Raw genomic sequence first — 17,020 nt, forward strand, 5'->3', positions numbered from 1 at the left:
CCAGCAACGTGCCAGGCTTCAACAAGCGGAGCCGAACGCTCGGTCAGCGGTCCAGCGTCTTTGAGGCGGTGCCGCGGTTCTTCCAGATCAGCATGATGTTTCTGATATAGATGATGGTCGCGAGCGACTGTCCGAGGATGATGACGGGCTCGCGCTTCACGACGCCATAGACCAGCGTCATCAGCCCGCCGCCCATCGAGCAGAACCAGAACGCCATCGGCACCACGCTGTTGCCGGCGCGCTCGCTCGCGATCCACTGCACCAGGAAGCGCGCTGTGAAGAACAGCTGCGCGACCAGGCCGAATGCCAGCCAGAAGTCGAACTTGGCGACGAAGACGTCATAGAGATAATTGCTCAGCGCCTGACCGTATTGAATGATCATGCGTTCACCTCGGTCACTTCAGGCGTCGGCTTCTTGCGGCGGATCAGCCACCAGACCCCGGCAAGATCCATGATGCCGATCCACAGCCGGTCGAAGAAACCATAGTTGGACACGCCCGAATGGCGCGGCCGGTCGATCACGTCGACATAGGCGATGTCGTAGCCTTCGCGGCGGACCAACGCGGGAAGGAAGCGATGCAGCCCGTCGAAATATGGAAGCATCAGGAAAACGTCACGCCGGAACGCCTTCAGCCCGCAGCCGGTGTCGCGCGTGCCGTCCTTCAGGATGGCGTTGCGAACGCCGTTAGCGACGCGCGACTGGAATTTCTTGAAGCCGGTGTCCTTGCGCCCGATCCGCTGGCCGGCCGCGAGACCGACGCGCCCTGCCCCCTTCTCGACTGCCGCGATCAGGTCGGGCAGGAAGGCCGGATTGTTCTGGCCGTCGCCATCGAGCGTCGCCACGATCTCCCCGCGCGCCGCGCGCACGCCGCTGCGCACGGCCGCCGACTGGCCGCCCGATCGTGCATGGCGAAGCTGACGCAGATTGCTCCGCTGCTTCATGATGGCGCCAAGCCGCTCGCCGGTGGCGTCGGTCGAGCCGTCGTTGACGTAGATGATCTCATAGGGCCAGCGGCCATCGAGTGCCGCGCCGATCTCCGCGATCAGCGGCGCGATGTTATCGGCTTCGTTGCGCACGGGAACAACGATGGACACCGAAGGCTGGGACGTCGACAAATCGAGGCTCGTGGTTGGAATTGACCTGCCCAGGGGAACCGGCGGTCCCGGCAGGCAGCCGCTTTTATGGGGCGGATGCCCGGTGGGCAACCCTTTTGAGGCGGTCGGAAAACGTCCCTGAAAGCGGCACGATGGTGCCGTCGGCGCGGATGGCAAATCCGAGCTTTCGGGCCGCGAACCAGTAATGAACGGCCATGGCGCCCACCGTTCCGACCAGAGCGCCGGCGACCACGTCGCTCGGATGATGCGCCAGCAACACCAGGCGCGTCAGCACGATCACGATTGCGTAAGTGAACATGAAGACGCGCAGACGCGGCCACAGTGCCGAGACGGCAAACGCCAGGGCGAACGCGGCCACGGCGTGGCCTGACGGCAGGCTGGCATAAGCCCCCGTCCCCTCGAACGGGACGAAGTTGAACGGATTGGCCTTGCCCCCGACGAACGGACGTCCGCGGCCGATGACATATTTCAGGATTTCGGCGACGAAGGCTGACACGGCAACCGACAGAAACAGGAATTGCAGCCGCGTGCCGAAGCCGAGCAACAGCGCGCGACGCCTCCCGTGCAGCCCTGCCGCAACGAGCGCCAGCACCACCAGCGCAGCACCCAGCACCGAGAGGATATACTCGTCCTTGCCGAAATCGGTGAGGATGCGGATCGGCCACAGGCTCGGCGTGCCGCGCGGCGGCATCAGCAGGATTTCGGTCTGATCGAACGCGACCATCAGCACGATGACGAGCGCTGCACCCGCCGTGGCAATCCATAGCGAATGCCGCGCCAGCTTCCGGGCGGCCTCGGCGCGGCGCGAATGCGAGGGCGACCGCACGAGCTGCGCCAGCGCGCGCCAGGATACCGCTAGCAATTGCGCGGGATAGCCGGCATGCGGCGCAATGTCGGTCGGGGCCCGCACCCTATTCGATTCCTTCCGAGCGGAAGATCGAGATCGAGATCGCGCGCCCTTGCGAGAAATTATAGCCGTCGATGCGCGCGCCGACCTTGTAGCGCAGCCCGATCGCCTCGGCGCGCTGCACGAAGCTGCGCTCCGAGCGCTGCTCGATCAGCGCGAAGCGGCAGCTGCCCTGCCGCAGGAAATCCGCCGCACCGGAGCCGTCGGTGAGCAAGGTCCGGGTGCCCGCCAGGAAGACGAGGCTCGGCTCGTGATAACCGGCCGCAGCCGCCTTCGGTCCGACGCAGGTGACGTTGCGAAGCGCGCGCGCGATCTCGATGCTGGGAAACAGCGGCGTCAGCGACGGCAGCACGATGCCGTAAATCGTCACGGCGAGCATCAGGCCTGCGACCAGGGCGTTGAGCAACGAGCGCTCGGCGCGGTTGGTATCGAACAGCCACCAGGCGAACAGACCGAAGATCAGCGCGGCCGCGATGAACGGCCAGGCCACGAAAGCGGGCTGCCGCGTCAGTATCACCGAGCCGACCACCGCAATGATGGAGGCGGCTGCGGGGATCGCGAACCACCAGGCCGAGCCGCGCATCAGCCAGGAGCGCGACAGCACGCGCCGCTCCACCGCGCCGGCGGTGAGGATCGCGATCGCGGGATACAGCGGCAGCACGTAATGCGGCAGCTTGGTCAGCACCGCCTCGAACACGATCCAGGACGGGATCAGCCAGGCCAGCAGGAACTGCGCACCGGGCTCGCGGCGGGCCCGCCACACCGCGGGCGCCGCCATCGCCGCCAGCGGCGCACCTGGCCAGAACGTGATCCAGAACAGCGCCAGGTAAAGTCCGGGCGGTGCGCCGTGGGATTCCTGGGCGCCGAGCTTGCTCAGCATGTCGCCGCCGACGGAGGTGGTGAAGAAGGTCTCGCCCGCGCGCCAGAAGATCGCGACGAACCAGGGCAGCACCAGCACCAGCATCCACATCAGGCCCCAGACAGGCCGCAGCTTCCACAGCCAGGAGGCGTCGCGGTCCTGGATCGCGAGCGCGACGATGGTCAGGCCTGCGAACATCAGGATCAGCGGGCCCTTGATCAGTATGCCCACGGCGAGTGCGGTCCAGAAGATCGCGGGCCAGCTCCAGGGCGGATGCGTCTCGTCCTCGGCGCGCTGCCAGGACAGATAGGCCCGCGCCATCGCGCCCATCGCGGCGACCACGCAGAGCAGCAGCATGGCGTCGGTCTTGGCCAGGCGCGCCTCGACGCCGAGCAGCACGGAGGCGCACATCATCAGCGCCGCCAGCACCGCGGCACGTCGTGTTATGAATCCGAGCGCGGCCCAATAGGTCATCAGCACGGCGCCGATCGCCCCCATCAGCGACGGCAGCCGGTAGACCCAGATACGCAATTCGGCCTTCGGCAGCTTGAGCATCGATGCGGCTTCGAGGGTCGCCGATTGCAACCAGTAGATGCCGACCGGCTTCTTGTAGCGGACGTCCTCCTGAAAGCGGATGTCGACATAGTCGCCGCTCTCGACCATCTGCTTGGTGGCCTGGGCAAACCGCGCCTCGTCGCGGTCGATCGGCGGGATGGTGAAGAAGCCCGGCAGGAACAGCAGCAGCGCGCACAGCACCAGGAAGCCGACTGCGCGCGGGTGGCTGGCCGTGACGATGTCGAGCATGCGCACGAGCCCGCTGCCCGGATTTGTGGGCGATTTCGACTCGCGGGGGGCACCAAAACGGGGGCTGGGGTAGGTGTCGGCCATTGGTTCCGCTTACGCTGAAACCGCCATGGCCACAACCGCTTAAGGCAGGGTCATTGAATTCGAATGACGACTGTGTCCGCGGCGCCCGTGGCGTCGATCACGGTGAGCCGAGCAAAGCCCGGGCCGGGCGGATCGATCAGCCGCTGACGGCGGCCGTCGATCTCGCCGAGCGCGGTGCCGTTAACCATAACGGTCATGGGCAGCACGCCGCCGGCGACCTTGACCGGCATGGCCGCGCTCTCCCGGCCACCCGATCGATCGACGTCGATCCGCGAGCCGTTCAGCGGAAACTGGATGTGCAGCGGCTGCTCGCCCCCGCTTCGCACCAGTTCGCCGACGGGACGGAACCGCTTCAAGGGCAGCGGCAGCTTCGCGTTGCTTGCGACCAGGGTTCCCTTGGGCGGCTTCGGCAACGCGGCCAGCGTCTTGCCGCTGCGGGCGAAGGCATCGAACAGGATGGGCGCGGCGGCGATGCGTCCGATCAGGCCGGGAACCGGCGCTCCGTCCGGACGGCCAACCCAGACGCCGATGGTCATGCGGCCGTCGAAGCCGACCGACCAGGCGTCGCGATAGCCGTAGGAGGTGCCGGTCTTGAAGGCGATGCGGTTGTGGGCGGCGTTCTCCGGGGGCGGCGTGCCGAGCAGGACGTTGCCGACCTGCCAGGCTGCGACCTGATCCAGCAGCCGAAGCGGCTCGCGATCGTCCTTGGCCGTGACGATCTCGCGCAGCGGCTTGGTGGTCCCAAGGCGGGCAAAGCCGGCATAGAGCTGGGCCAGATCCTGCAGCGTCACGCCGAGGCCGCCGAGGCCCATGGCGAGGCCGGGCGCTTCGTCCTTGGGCAGGACGAGGTTGCCGCCGGCCTGCCGCAGCCGCGAGGTCAGCCGGCTCGAGCCGACGCGGTCGAGCAGCACGATGGCCGGCACGTTCAGCGACAGTTGCAGCGCCTTCCTCACCGGAACCGTGCCCTGGAAAGTCATGTCGAAATTTTCCGGCGCATAGGAGCCGAAGCGGACCGGGCGGTCGTCGATCAGACTGTCGGGATGGACAAAGCCGTCCTCGAAGGCGAGCCCGTAGATGAAGGGCTTGAGCGTCGAGCCTGGCGAGCGGATGGCGCGAGTCATATCGACCTGCCCCGCCCGGCTCTCGTCGAAATAATCGGCCGAGCCGACACGCGCGAGCACGTCGCCGCTCTCATTGTCGACCACGACGATGCCGACCGAGATGTTCGGCCCCAGCGCAATTGCGCGGTCGCGCGCCAGCGGCTCCAGCACCTTCTGCAAGGTCGCATCGAGCGTCAGCTTGATGATCGGCGTGTCCTTGACCGTCGACAGCGCGGCGTCGGAGGCGTGCGGCGCCAGGATCGGCATCGGCCTGCGCAGTGTCGGCACCGGTACCGCCTTGGCCTGATTGGCCTCCTCAGTGCTGACCACGTGCTCCTCGACCATGCGGTCGAGCACGCGGTCGCGCGCCTTGCGGGCTGCCTCCGGATAGCGATCCAGCCGGCGGGTCTCCGGCGATTGCGGCAGCGCGACCAGCAACGCGGCCTCCGCCAGCGACAGCCGCTTCGGCTCCTTGCCGAGATAGGCGATCGACGCCGCGCGGATGCCTTCGAGATTGCCGCCATAGGGCGCCAACGCCAGATAGAGATCGAGGATCTGCTCCTTGCTCATGCTGCGCTCGATTTCGATGGCACGCACGATCTGCCGCAATTTTGCGTACAGCGAGCGCTGCCGGCGCGGCTCCATCAGACGGGCCAGCTGCATGCTGATGGTCGAGCCGCCCGAGACGATGTGGCCGCGCGTTCCCAGCTGCAACGCGGCGCGTCCCAGAGCGAGCGGGTCAACGCCGTTGTGGGCGTAGAAGCGCTGGTCCTCATAGGCGAAAAGCAGCTTCAGATAGGTCGGATCGACATTCGTTTTCGCCTCAACGGGCAGACGCCAACGCCCATCCGCCATGGCGTAAGCGCGCAGCAGCTTGCCGTTGCGGTCAACGATGGTGGTTGAGACCTGGCGGGCTTCGTCGAGCGGGAGCGGGCCGAGCGAGTAGACCCAGCCAACGAAGGTGCAGATGGCGAGGATGAAAGAGAGCGCGAGCCCGGAGAGAAGTCGGTAGCCCCTGCCCCTTGCTCCGTCATGGCCGGGCTTGTCCCGGCCATCCACGTTCTTGCCGCCCGCGGCAAAGTCCGTGGATGCCCGGGTCAAGCCCGGGCATGACGACCGAGTTTGAGGCGCGACCTCGCTCATCCCACCAGCACTCACTTCGCCGCCCGCACCTCGACACTGCCCGTGCCGGTCCGGCCATAGCGCGAGGGATTGTACATGTCCTCGACATAGGCCTGCGGCAGCACGTATTTGCCGGGCGAGACCGCGCGCACGACATAGGCGAGCGTGAAGACCGAGTTGGAATCCGAGGCCCGGTCGACGGCCGCGGTGAAGCGGTCGTCGCGGAATTCGGTATGTTCCGGCTCCTCGCCGTCCTCAATCCAGTCCAGCGTGCCGCTGTCGCCCGACGACACCAGGTTCGGATTGTCGATCTCCAGACCCGCCGGCAGATAGTCCGACACCATAATGTGGCCGTACTCGGGCTTGGCCTCGGTGATTTTCAGCACCACCGCAATGCGCTGGTTCTGCTTGACCTTGCTGATGTCGGCGGGCTTGCCGTCGAGCGTATAGTAGCCGCGCTCGATCTTGAAGCCGTTGGACGCCGCCGGCTCCGGCGTGACCGGCGAGCCCGACACCGAGACGACCGCCTGCACCGGCGCATCGCCGGTGTTGGTGATCTTCAGCGGCTTGCCGCCCAGCGTGTCCGCCTTGTAGCTGCGGTACAAGGCGGTCTTGACCGGCTGCCCATCGACCTCGATCGAGAGGTTCTCCTTGGCGAGCGCCCGTGCCGCTAGCACCAGCCACGCATTCTCCTGCGTGGAGGTGTAGGGCGTCAGCCCGCGGGCGGTCTCGACCCGCGACACCGCCTGCGTCAGCGTCGCCCTCGGCGCGTTGCCTTCGCTGGCCAGCGACACCAGTGCAGCGGCATCGCGCAGCTGCGAGCCATAGTCGGTGCGGCCGAATTCCAGCGCCGGCTTGGGTGCGAGGCTGTCGAGCGCTGCGCCATAGACCCGCTCGGCGCGGTTGCGGTCGCCGACGAGTGCGAGCGCGGCAGCAAGCTGCGATTTCGCGATTGGGGTCGCGAGGTTGGCAAGCTTGGTGTCGGCGAGATAGCGGAGATCGCCGATCGGAGCTGCGCCGTTACGCGCGAGCACATAGAGGCCGTACGCGAGATCGCGGCCACCGTCCTTCTCCGGCTCGTTGGCATTGACGACGGAGTTGCGGATACGGTCCAGTGCGTTCTTGAACAGCACGTCCGGCACCGCAAAGCCCTTCTCGCGGGCGCGGGTGAGGAAGTCCGTCACGTAGGCATCGAGCCAGGCATCGTCGCCGCCGGCCAGCCACAGGCCGAACGAGCCGTTCGAGCCCTGGCGCGCCAGCAGCCGCTCGATCGCGTCGCGGATGCGCTGGTCGACCTCGGTGTCCATGGCAAGATGCGCGCCGGCCGCGAGCTCGTTGACATAGAGCAGCGGCATCGCCCGGCTCGTGATCTGCTCCGAGCAGCCATGGGGATAGCGGTCGAGCGCCTTCAGGATCGTTGCCGCGTCGAGCGCGGTCGACAGGCTCGCCGAGACCGAGACAGCGCCGGTGCCCGGCACGAGGTCGGAGAACAGGTCCGAGGTCAGCGTCAGGCTCTCGCCCTTCGCCAGCGTCCGGATCGAGCGCCGCGCCAGCACCTGCGTCGCTGGCTTGACGTCGAACGCATAGTGACGCACCAGCGCGAGGCCATTCGGGCCCTTGATGTCGACGTCGAGCGTCGCCTGCCCCGCCGCGGTCGCATCGAGCGCGAGCGAGAACGAATTTCGCTGCTTGGCGGCGAGCTTCACCGTGGTTGCGGGATTGCCGGTCATCTTCACCGGGCCGCCCGCCTTCACGTTGATGACGTAGTCGCCGGCCTGGCCCTCGACATTGTCGATCTCGAGATTGACCGAGCCGCGGTCGCCATTGAGCAGGAAGCGCGGCAGCGTCGTCGTGAGCACGACGGGATCGCGGATCACGATGTCGGTGTTGGCGCGGCCGAGCTTGGTCGCGGTCCACGCCACCGCCATCACGCGCGCGGTTCCCGCGAACTCCGGAACATCGAAGCTCACTTCGGCCGAGCCGTCGGCAGCGACGGTGACGATGCCGGAATAGAGCGCGAGCGGCTTCTGCGTGGGCGGCGAGCCCTGGAGCTCGCCACCGGCGTCGCCGCCGGACTTGATCTGGCCGCGCGTGCCCGACATGCCGTCGATCAGCTGTCCGTAGAGGTCGCGGATCTCGGCGCTGAGGCGACGCTGGCCGAGATAATAATCGTCCGGGGCCGGCGGCTTGTAATTGGTGAGATTGAGGATGCCGACGTCGACCGCGGCGATGACGACCTTGGCGTCCTCGCCCGGATTGAGCCCATCGAGCTTGACGGGGATCTTCAGCGTCGAATTCGGCCGGATCAGCGAAGGGGGCGACAGCTTGACCTGCAAGGTGCGAGCCTGCTTGTCGATGCCGAACCATTTCAGCCCGATCGCACGGCCCGGCATGCGCTGGGCGGCGGCATCGAGCGGACGGCGCAGCGTCGCCACCACATAGGCGCCGGTGCCCCAATCCTTGCCGATCGGGAGCTTGACCTGCGCGGTGCCTTCCTTGACGTCGATGGTCTGCGTCGTCAGCAGCCGCTCGCCGAGCACGTTGACGGTGAGCTTGCCGGCGCTGCGGACGTTGACGGACACCGTCATGGTGTCGCCGGAGGCGTATTGCGGCTTGTCGATCGAGGTCTCCAGCAGGTCCGGCGTGTCGGCGTTGCCGTCGGAGTACCAGCCGACGTCGAACTGCACCGAAGTCACCGGACCGTCAGCCTCGTTCGACCTGACGTCGAGCCGGTAGCGGCCGGGCTGCGGTGTGAGCGAGATCCGCGTCGGCTTGTCGGCCGTAACAGTGACGTCGCCGTCGGCGACGCGCGAGGTCGACTTGACCGGCTCGTACTCCCAGTAATTGTTCTGGCGGTACCACTGGTAGCGCGACTCGATCTTCAGGAGCTCGTAGCGCAGGCCGTCGCGGCGCAGCTTCTCGCCCTCCGGCGAGACGAACACGACGTCGAACTCGGCCTTGTCGCCCTCGGCGACGTTCTTGTCGCCGAACAGCGGCTTGATGCCGATCTGCGCCGTGGCGGGCGCGACCGGCAGCACGATCTTGCGCTCGACGGCGCGGCCGCCGGTCTCGACCATGCGGACGAAGATCTGCGCCTCCTGCGGACGCGTCGAGGCCGGCTGCTTGTCCAGCGTCACCGGGAAGGTCGCGACGCCATGGGCGTCCGCCTCGGGCAGGTTCTCCAGCGGCGTGCGCTCGTTCGAGGTGGTCTCTTCGTCGTCGACGCCAAACTTGTAGCCGGCGAAGCCGGGCCGCTCGGCCGCGGGCGCGATCAGCATGTCGCCTTCGAGCTGCAGGCCCGAGGCCGGTGCGCCGTAGAGGAAATGACCGTCGGCCTTAAGCTCCACTGGAGCGTTAGCTTTGATCAGCTTGTCCTTGGCGGACAAGTCGAATTCGATCCGATCGGGGACATAATCCTCGACCATGAAGGTGGTCTCGCCAACCGAAGCTCCCTTCGGATCGGTGAAGGCGCGCACCCGCCAGGTGCCGGTCGGTACGGCCGAATTGAGCGGCACGGACAGCGTGCGGCCGCCGGCGCCCTGATCCGCCAGCACGGCGCGACGATATTCGACGCCGTCGGGGCGCTCGACCACCAGTGTCATCGGCCCGCCGGTGACGGCATTGCCCTGCCCGTCGCGGAGCAGCGCGGTGAGGAAGACGGTCTCGCTGGAGCGGTAGACGCCACGCTCGGCATAGACGAAGGCATCGGCGCCGGCTGGCACGGCGCGCCCCGAAACGCCGCGGTCGGACAGGTCGAAGGCCGACGTCTTCAGGCTCAGGAAGGCATAGTCGGCCTTCTCCCCGGTGACCGTGAGCATCGCCGGCGACAATCCGCCCTCGCCGCGCGCAAGGCCGGCCTCGAACAGCACGTGACCAGCATCGTCGGTCTTGCGCGTCGCCAGGATCTCGTTATTGCGCGCGACCAGCCGCACCTCGGCTTTGCCGACCGGATCGGTCGACGCCAGCGAATTGACGAAAACATGGATGCCGTCATTGCCGGAATAAGCGGCGATGCCGAGGTCGGAGACGATGAACCATTGCGTGGCGAGCTGGTAGTCCTCGTCCGATGCCCTCGCCGCGGCCGTCATGACGTAGACACCGGGCTGGAGCTCGCCGAGCGCCTGGTCGACCGGGAACGCCGTGGTGACGTCCTGGTTCAGCGTCGTCGCAGTCGCAAGCTCGCCGGTCCAGACCTTGACGCCGCGCTCGTCGCCGAGCTCGCTGAGCTGGTACTTCGACAGCGTCCTCTGGAAATCGCTGTCGACCACCGTGTTGATCAGGTTGCGGTCGCCGATCCGGAACACGTTGATGCTGACCGCGGGCGTGTTGACGCTGACGACGGGAATGCCGCGCTGGCCGGTCCGCGGCAGCACATAAGCGCGGCTGGTGAAGCGCACGAACGGCTTGCGGTCGCGCACATAGATGTTGAATTCGGCCGATTTCGGCAGGCCCTCCTTCACGGTCGACGGCAAGCCGGCGCGCAGGTTGATGTTGTATCGCTCGCCGTGCTTCAGCCCGTCGACGCAGAGCTGTTTGCCTTCGGCCGACAGCGCCGGCTTGTCCTGCCCGGCGAGAGCCAGGAACGGCGCGAAGTCGGTGCGCTTGGCGAGCTCCTCGGAGAACTGGAAGCAGGCACGCGGGCTCGCCGAATCCGAGTCTACGGTATAGTCGAGCAGCCGGAAGCCGTGCTCGTCGCGCATCTTCTCATATTGGCCGCGGACCTCGGCGACCTCGCGCATGTCGAGCGACAGCCGCAGCGCATCCAGTGCCGGCCGCCACAGCTTGCGGTCGGCCAGCGCCTTGCCGAGGACGGCAAGCGCGTCGGCCTCCTCGCCCGGATTGCCGGCGCGCATGTAAGCGATATAGGCCGCGGTCGAGGCGCGCTCCAAAAGGAAGGTCTGCTCGCTCGAGCTCTTTGGCGAAATCTGGAAGATGACCTTGGCGAGCCGCAACCAGTTGCCGGCATCCTCGGGCGTGGTCGCGGCGATCTGGCCGAGCACGGAAAGGCCGGTGCGATAGTCATTGCGCCGGAAGGCGGCGTCGGCGTCCGTCTTCAGCGTCGCATTGGTCTTGGCGACCGGCCCCGCCTCGCTCTTGATCTGGGCCTCCAGCTTGATCGCGGAATCGGCGAGGTCGTCGCGTCTGAACGCCTTGTCGGCAGCCTGCGCGGCGACGAGGCCGAGCGCCAGCGCGGCGCAGATTGTGACGGCGCGAACAAGACCGATCATGGAGGACTCCCGGAAAGCGCGGACGAACGCCGCGGCGGCAAATGAAATGCGCGGAAAGGTGACGGACTCAAGGCGATGGAACCAGAACGTGCAAAGCGTCGCTTTCGCCATGACAGAGGCAAGCCCAGAGGAGACCGGCCGAGATACCGCCACGCACGCCGTCCTGATGGCGCAGCAACACCTAGCCAGTCGACCGGCGGCCGTGTCCCGGAAGCTGTTCAGCGTTCCCGGCGATGTGATCCATCGTCCAGTCCACTGCCGCTCAACCCGGCACCCTGACACCCCAGCGTTCCGCTTTGTCGTCGCACTGAGGAAAACGGTTCGGTTCAGACTTGGCGAAACACCAGTTTTTTCATATTGGCATGCTACATGAACGGCCAGCCGCCCAATCCGAGCGGCACAAGCCGGCCGGCTCAAGACGGTCCCGTAGCTCAACTGGATAGAGTAGCGGATTTCTACTCCGCGGGTTGCAGGTTCGAGTCCTGCCGGGATCGCCAGCTCGTTGCCTCGCCGCCGTTCTTCACGAACGCGTGGGTAACCATATGCCGGCCTTTGAACGGCGCCGATCAGCCCTATCTAAGCGCCGGGCGAGACGTGCCCGATAGGTTTGGGAATGCAGCAATCCGAGCTGACGAGAATGGCGATCGCGTCTGCGGTCGCGGTCGTTGCGATATCGTATTTGGCCGTGGATGCAGGCGTGGTGAACACCAACGTGGTCACGAGGCCCATCAAGGTCGTCCAGGCCTCGATCATTGGCGCCGCCATGGGACAACGTCAGCCTGCGTTTGCAGTTGAAGACTGGGCGCGCCGCGGCCAGGAGAAACCGCGACTCGAATATTGCCTGGCGGTCGACTGATCCACGCCGCCCGCCCTGCCGTCTATCCAGCCCCCGCCTACTGACGACCGCGCCACCACCGCGCAATGGCGGCGGTGAGATCGTCCCACACCTCCGTCGGCAGGTCCGGAACGGCCACCCGGACGCTGTACTGGTCCGTCGTCGCGTCGTGAAACCACTCGGTCGCGGCGAAATCGAAGCCGAAGCTGCCGGCGTGGCGGATGGGAAAGCCCGCGCGGCGCAATTCGCAGCTCATGTCCTCGGCAACCTGCCGCGCGGCCGCCTCGTCGAGCGCGCGCCTTCCGCGAAGGGTGACGTAGAGGCCGTGAGCGAAGCGAAGCTGAGCCGAGAGCGCCGGGATCTCGGCGGCAAAGCATCGCGCCGAGCTTCGGCCGTTGCGCAAGATCGCCGCCACGCGCCGCTTCGTCAGCGCCCAATACGCCGCGCTGCCTGCGAACGGCGGGAAGTGGGCCGGCAAGGCCGCGCCGCCGAGCAGCCGCACTGCGTTACGCGTTTCGGACGCGAGACCTGACCATTCAGCGTGCCCTGCCCGCGGTGGACGCTCATGCCCGTGCACGAAGACGGCCGAGCCGAGCCGGCCATATTCCGCTCCGAGCGAATCGAGCTTGTTGTGGCTTCGCACCAGCACCAGCGCAATTCCGTGTCGCCTGGCCCACCCCACGACTCGTCTGATGCGGCCCGACCTGCCGGCGAAGCACGTCGTATCGAAAATCAGGAGATCGAGGCCCGAGCCGTCACGGCGCAACACCGCCTCGATGGCGCCGGCGACGGAGCAGGAATCCAGCAGCAAGATACGCGGTGACTTCTCCGGAGCAAGCGCATCGCCGAGCGGCAGCGGCAAGGGTTCGATCCGCAAATGCGGCATGAAGCTTCGGATCAGCTCCAGCGTCTCGCCGTAGGAGCCCGGCAGCACCAGGATATCGGCTTTCGCGACGATCCGCGCGGAAGCAAGCAGCACGGCGGAGATCGCCGCCATCCCCGAGGCGGTGTAGATCGCCGTGCTCGTGCAGCCACCATCGAGCTCGTAGAATGAAGGACCGCGTACTGTCAGATCGGCCCGCTGGTAGTCGTAGCTGAACTCGAACGGCCCGCTTGCGGGATCGGCCGTGTGCGACCAAGCTGTCTCCGTCGCCTTCCACTCGTGTAATTCATGCTCCGCCCTGAGCGCGGCCGTGATCTGGAATTTGGATCTGACGACGTCATCGACGGAACTCGGCGACGCCAAATCGAGCGGGTTTCTCAGGCCGTCGTTCAACAGCTTGAGTTCCCAGTGCTTGCGTTCCAGATAGGCCCGAACGGTCTCCATCGCGCTTCTTGACAGATCCAATCAGGCGTCAACGTCCGGAAATCCCAACGGGTCCAACGTGCGTGCTGCAACGAACCGGCGCCTTCGCAGTTGAAGCCATGCAAGGAGGACAGCATGGCTGACATCAGAGAACACATGAAAATCATCGGCAAGGACGGCGCCCATGTCGGCACCGTCGATCGTCTCGAGGGCAACCGCATCAAGCTGACGCGCAAGGACAGCCCGGAAGGTCACAAGGACCATCATCACTACATCGACACGAAATATGTCGGTGCCGTCGAAGGCGACGTGGTCAAGCTGTCGGTGAATGCCGACGCCGTCCCGAAGACGGAAGCCGCGTGAAACACTGAGCCCCTGCGGGGGCTTTTTGTTTGTTCACGGTCCGACTCCGCTTCGTTCGCAAGCACGAATCGCGACCGCAATTCGATTGCGCGGAGCATTCGTTAACGATGACTTTCTGCGGAAGGTCGCTGCAATGCGATCGGATTTCAGCGCTGCGGATTGATCGGGAACGAATGCGCGGTCCGCGCGTTGGATAACCGAACAGAGTGGTGCCGACCCGCCAGCCCCGGTCGGCTTTGAAGGACCCCGTGCTTGCCCCCGAGCACGGGGTTTTTCTCATCTCAGCGCTATCGGGCCAAAGGCCTGCGCCCGGCTGGATGTGAGGGGCCGGCTTGCTCATCGTGCAGATCGCGGGCGAGTTCGTGCCATGCCAGGGCCAGCTGGATCAGCCGTTGCCTGTCGGCACCCTCGGCCTCCGCGGCGCGCTTCATAGCGGCCTCGGCCTCGTGTTGCGGATCGTACTCGGTGTACATGCGCAGACTCTAGCCGGCCATCTGGACGAGTGCGTGGCAATTTCGTCCGTATGATTGCGGGGTAACCACCAGCCTTCCTGCACCGGTCTGTGAACCACGTCACAGCCTGTCCGCGACATCTCCGCTAAACTACGTGTCCAGGTTTCATGGGTGATGTCCGGTCATGACACGCAAAGCAGCAACCGAAGTCATCGTCCCGAGGCAGCGACATCGCGCGGACCTGCTCGGCATCGCCTATCTCGGCACCATCGGCGTCGTCATGGTGGCCTGGATCGCCGGCCTGGTCTGGGCCTCGATTGCATTCTTCGACTGGCTCGTGTCCTGACGGAGCAAGGCAATTCGCCTGCCCGCCGATCCCGCCTTTAGAGCATGATCCGGAAAAGTGTGAAGCGTTTTTCGAAAAGATCATGCTCAAACATAATCTAAAGCGCGATGACGATTCATCCTAATCGCATCGCGCTTTAGAGCAGGTAGGGCAACGCCTGCGAGAGTTTAATTGCGCCGCAAACGATCATGGCCCAGAGCGCCACGCTGATCTGGATGGCATCCAGCATGTCCCACATCCCCCGCGAATCATCCCGCCATTTTTCTTTGAAATTGACGTGAGGGGGCGACGAGCACCAGGGCTATTTCAATGCAACCGCCGCGTGCAAAAGGATGAGGCGGGCCCGAAGCCCGCCTCCATGCTCCAAACCGGCCAAGCGAATTCAATAGCAGGCGCGGGGATCGGCCTGCACATATTGGCCGTTCGGATAGCGGTAATAGCAGGTGCCCTGCGCCCAGTAATAGCCGGGCTGGGACGCCGCGGTCGCGCCGGCGATCGCACCCGTTGCGCCCCCGAAGACCGCGCCTGCGGCGGCCCCCGTTGCATTGCCTGAGATCAGGCCGCCCAGCAGGCCGCCGACGATCGCACCGCCTAGCGCGCTGGCGCCAGGATCGGCCGGCGGTGGCGGCGGCGGAGGGGGCGGCGCATAGGCCACCGGAGGCCGGGCGTAGACCACCGGCACGTCGTCGATATAGTCCTCCGAGATGTAGGCCGGCGGGCCGGCCATACGCTGCGGATAATAATACCAGACACCGCCAACGTCCCACCACCAGCCGGATCGGCCATGGCGGACTTCGTGGCGCCAGCGTCCACCCTCCCAGGCAAGATTGCCGCGATAGGTGTGCCCACCCCAATCACGTGTGGGAGCAGGACCGCGCGCGACGTGACGTCCGGGCGGCGGGCCCCCGGCGTTGTGACCGGCATGGGGCTGACCGCCGGGCTGCGCAGGCCTGGTCGCCTGCTGCGGCGGAGGGCCCTTGCGCATAGGCGGATTGGCCTGTGGCGGCGCGCCGGCTGCCGGCCCGGCCGGCGGTTGGACGACCTCTTGCCGGGACCTGGCCTCTTGCGCCTGCGCCGACAGCGCGAGCAGCGACGTGGCCGAAACCAAGGGAATGAAGATCTTCATATGTTTGGACGCACTCATGCGTGCTCGCCCCCTGCTCTCTCATGGCCGTGAATCCCGCGCGCGATCGACGAATCGGCGCGCGCCGGGCTGATGCCGGCCGAAATCACTGCCCTGCTTGATCGGCTAAGTCCCGTTACAAATGATTAAGATCAGGGCAATTTTTCGGTCCCATCGGCCATGCTGTAGCGCGCGCCTAGCGAGCCGGCTCGATCACATTGCAATTGCTTCGCCCGGACATCAGGCAATCCTGCATCTTGCTGGCTGCCGTCAGATCCCGGGCAAGCCACCAGCCGACGCCGAGGATCACGACCGCGATGATCAATCCTGCAAGCGCGCCGCGGCGGTCGCCGCCGGACGGAGGCTTGGGCTGACGGTTCGGTCGAGGATGGGGCTCCTCGCCCGGTTCGGATCTGGACTCTGGCTTCGACATGGCCGCCTGGTCACGCTGGCGCGCTGGCTTTACCACCTCTGCGGCGTCGCGTCACATCCCGATCGTCCGGCCCAATTCAGCCCCGGGTCTGCTGGATTGCATCCTTGCGCAAGGTTTCGACCGCCGGAATTGCCTCCTGAACGCGCGGTGCGCAACTCGTCAGCACGAATGCGGTCTGGGTGCATTCCCAATCCGCTCCCAGCACGGCACTTTCGATGGGCTGCGGACGAGCCAGCAGCAAGGCGGCGCCGGCCACGCCCGCCAAGGCGAAGGCAATCGCCAGCGCTTTCAGGCTCGGTCTTGAGATCGTCATGCCCGTGCTCCGTCTCGTCGCGGGCGGACGCTAGGCGTCGCCCATGTGCTCCCTTATGAGGGAGATCACAATTCGGCAGTTTTTTCGGGCTACGAGAGATCGTCGGGGGGCGATTTTTCGTTGACCTGATCGGCTGCGATTATGGGTGGCTTCGCGACGCGCGCCGATGTACACGCTTCTGCGTCGCGTGGCGCCTGCTATGCCCAGCCGACTTACCAACAGGCACCGATGTAGGATCGAAAGCGAGGAAGACAAGGCTCGTCGATGAGTGGATTCAGGGAACCCGGCTTTGCAGACCGGCAAAAGGCGGCGCAAGACGCCCGCAAAAATCTTTTGAACAAGTTCAAGTCGCAGCCGGGGCCCGATGATCCCGCGGTGGCGGCGAAGCGCGCCGAGCGTGAGGCGCTCGCGGCCAAGCGCGCCGAGGCAAAGGCCGCGCGGGAGGCCGAAAAGGCCGAGCAGAAGCGCCTCGAGGAAGAGGCCAAGGCAGCCGAAGCTGCTCGGATCGCGCGGGAAGCCGAGGAAGCCGCCGAGAGGCAGGCTGCGATCGAGGCCGAGCAGAAGGCCAAGCGCGACGCGCGCTACGCCGCCCGCAAGGCGAAGCGCAAGTAAAGCGCGCTGGTCACGTT

Annotated in this window: 15 protein-coding genes and 1 tRNA gene; 5 read left to right on the plus strand and 11 right to left on the minus strand. The window is 66.1% G+C overall.

The genetic code is table 11. The features are described from left to right. Window positions 1–43: 43 nt before the first annotated feature. From ABIA40_RS12100 to ABIA40_RS12125, 6 genes are all read right to left on the minus strand, one after another. Entirely contained in the window at window positions 44–382 is a 339-nt protein-coding gene (locus ABIA40_RS12100; protein WP_025036223.1) for a lipid-A-disaccharide synthase N-terminal domain-containing protein, read from the minus strand. Beyond that, window positions 379–1,116, minus strand: coding sequence for a glycosyltransferase family 2 protein (locus ABIA40_RS12105; protein WP_157284283.1), 738 nt, complete (start codon window positions 1,114–1,116; stop codon window positions 379–381). The genes ABIA40_RS12100 and ABIA40_RS12105 overlap by 4 nt, the downstream gene beginning before the upstream one ends. A gap of 64 nt (window positions 1,117–1,180) precedes the next feature. Then, a complete protein-coding gene (locus ABIA40_RS12110; protein ID WP_271542142.1) occupies window positions 1,181–2,026 on the minus strand; it encodes a phosphatase PAP2 family protein in 846 nt (281 codons plus the stop codon). Between the two features lies 1 nt (window position 2,027). After that, window positions 2,028–3,770: an ArnT family glycosyltransferase gene (locus ABIA40_RS12115; RefSeq protein ID WP_404541207.1), complete on the minus strand. Its 1,743-nt coding sequence runs from the start codon at window positions 3,768–3,770 to the stop codon at window positions 2,028–2,030. A gap of 50 nt (window positions 3,771–3,820) precedes the next feature. Continuing rightward, window positions 3,821–5,929: a penicillin-binding protein 1C gene (gene pbpC / locus ABIA40_RS12120; RefSeq protein WP_404546214.1), complete on the minus strand. Its 2,109-nt coding sequence runs from the start codon at window positions 5,927–5,929 to the stop codon at window positions 3,821–3,823. Window positions 5,930–6,024: 95 nt separating this feature from the next. Beyond that, window positions 6,025–11,220, minus strand: coding sequence for an alpha-2-macroglobulin family protein (locus ABIA40_RS12125; RefSeq protein ID WP_404541209.1), 5,196 nt, complete (start codon window positions 11,218–11,220; stop codon window positions 6,025–6,027). 420 nt (window positions 11,221–11,640) lie between these two features. Between ABIA40_RS12125 and ABIA40_RS12130 the strand changes: the two genes are divergently transcribed. Then, window positions 11,641–11,717 (plus strand) — tRNA-Arg (locus ABIA40_RS12130). 116 nt (window positions 11,718–11,833) lie between these two features. Further along, a complete protein-coding gene (locus tag ABIA40_RS12135) occupies window positions 11,834–12,076 on the plus strand; it encodes a hypothetical protein (protein ID WP_404541211.1) in 243 nt (80 codons plus the stop codon). 37 nt (window positions 12,077–12,113) lie between these two features. Here ABIA40_RS12135 and ABIA40_RS12140 read toward each other — a convergent pair whose 3' ends face one another. Further along, window positions 12,114–13,382 (minus strand): hypothetical protein, encoded by a 1,269-nt coding sequence (locus ABIA40_RS12140; protein ID WP_404541213.1) that lies wholly within the window; start codon window positions 13,380–13,382, stop codon window positions 12,114–12,116. Window positions 13,383–13,496: 114 nt separating this feature from the next. Between ABIA40_RS12140 and ABIA40_RS12145 the strand changes: the two genes are divergently transcribed. Then, complete coding sequence (locus tag ABIA40_RS12145; protein ID WP_025036201.1) at window positions 13,497–13,724, plus strand: DUF2171 domain-containing protein; 228 nt, start codon at window positions 13,497–13,499, stop codon at window positions 13,722–13,724. A 287-nt stretch (window positions 13,725–14,011) separates the two neighbouring features. Here ABIA40_RS12145 and ABIA40_RS12150 read toward each other — a convergent pair whose 3' ends face one another. Beyond that, the gene (locus tag ABIA40_RS12150; RefSeq protein ID WP_157284271.1) at window positions 14,012–14,197 is read right to left on the minus strand and encodes a hypothetical protein; all 186 of its coding nucleotides are present in this window, start codon (window positions 14,195–14,197) and stop codon (window positions 14,012–14,014) included. 163 nt (window positions 14,198–14,360) lie between these two features. On the opposite strand from ABIA40_RS12150, the gene ABIA40_RS12155 reads away from it, so the two are divergent. After that, window positions 14,361–14,522, plus strand: coding sequence for a hypothetical protein (locus ABIA40_RS12155; protein WP_035999590.1), 162 nt, complete (start codon window positions 14,361–14,363; stop codon window positions 14,520–14,522). A 382-nt stretch (window positions 14,523–14,904) separates the two neighbouring features. Here the strand turns inward: ABIA40_RS12155 and ABIA40_RS12160 are convergent, their stop codons facing one another. From ABIA40_RS12160 to ABIA40_RS12170, 3 genes are all read right to left on the minus strand, one after another. After that, window positions 14,905–15,666: a hypothetical protein gene (locus ABIA40_RS12160; protein WP_275502052.1), complete on the minus strand. Its 762-nt coding sequence runs from the start codon at window positions 15,664–15,666 to the stop codon at window positions 14,905–14,907. Window positions 15,667–15,841: 175 nt separating this feature from the next. Beyond that, window positions 15,842–16,078, minus strand: coding sequence for a hypothetical protein (locus ABIA40_RS12165; RefSeq protein WP_057029336.1), 237 nt, complete (start codon window positions 16,076–16,078; stop codon window positions 15,842–15,844). A 76-nt stretch (window positions 16,079–16,154) separates the two neighbouring features. Further along, complete coding sequence (locus ABIA40_RS12170; protein ID WP_275502054.1) at window positions 16,155–16,391, minus strand: hypothetical protein; 237 nt, start codon at window positions 16,389–16,391, stop codon at window positions 16,155–16,157. A 264-nt stretch (window positions 16,392–16,655) separates the two neighbouring features. On the opposite strand from ABIA40_RS12170, the gene ABIA40_RS12175 reads away from it, so the two are divergent. After that, on the plus strand, window positions 16,656–17,003 hold the full coding sequence (locus ABIA40_RS12175) for a DUF6481 family protein (RefSeq protein ID WP_157284263.1): 348 nt from the start codon (window positions 16,656–16,658) through the stop codon (window positions 17,001–17,003). Window positions 17,004–17,020: the final 17 nt, after the last annotated feature.

This window comes from Bradyrhizobium sp. USDA 223 (assembly GCF_044909005.1).
Classification (GTDB): Bacteria; Pseudomonadota; Alphaproteobacteria; order Rhizobiales; family Xanthobacteraceae; genus Bradyrhizobium; species Bradyrhizobium yuanmingense.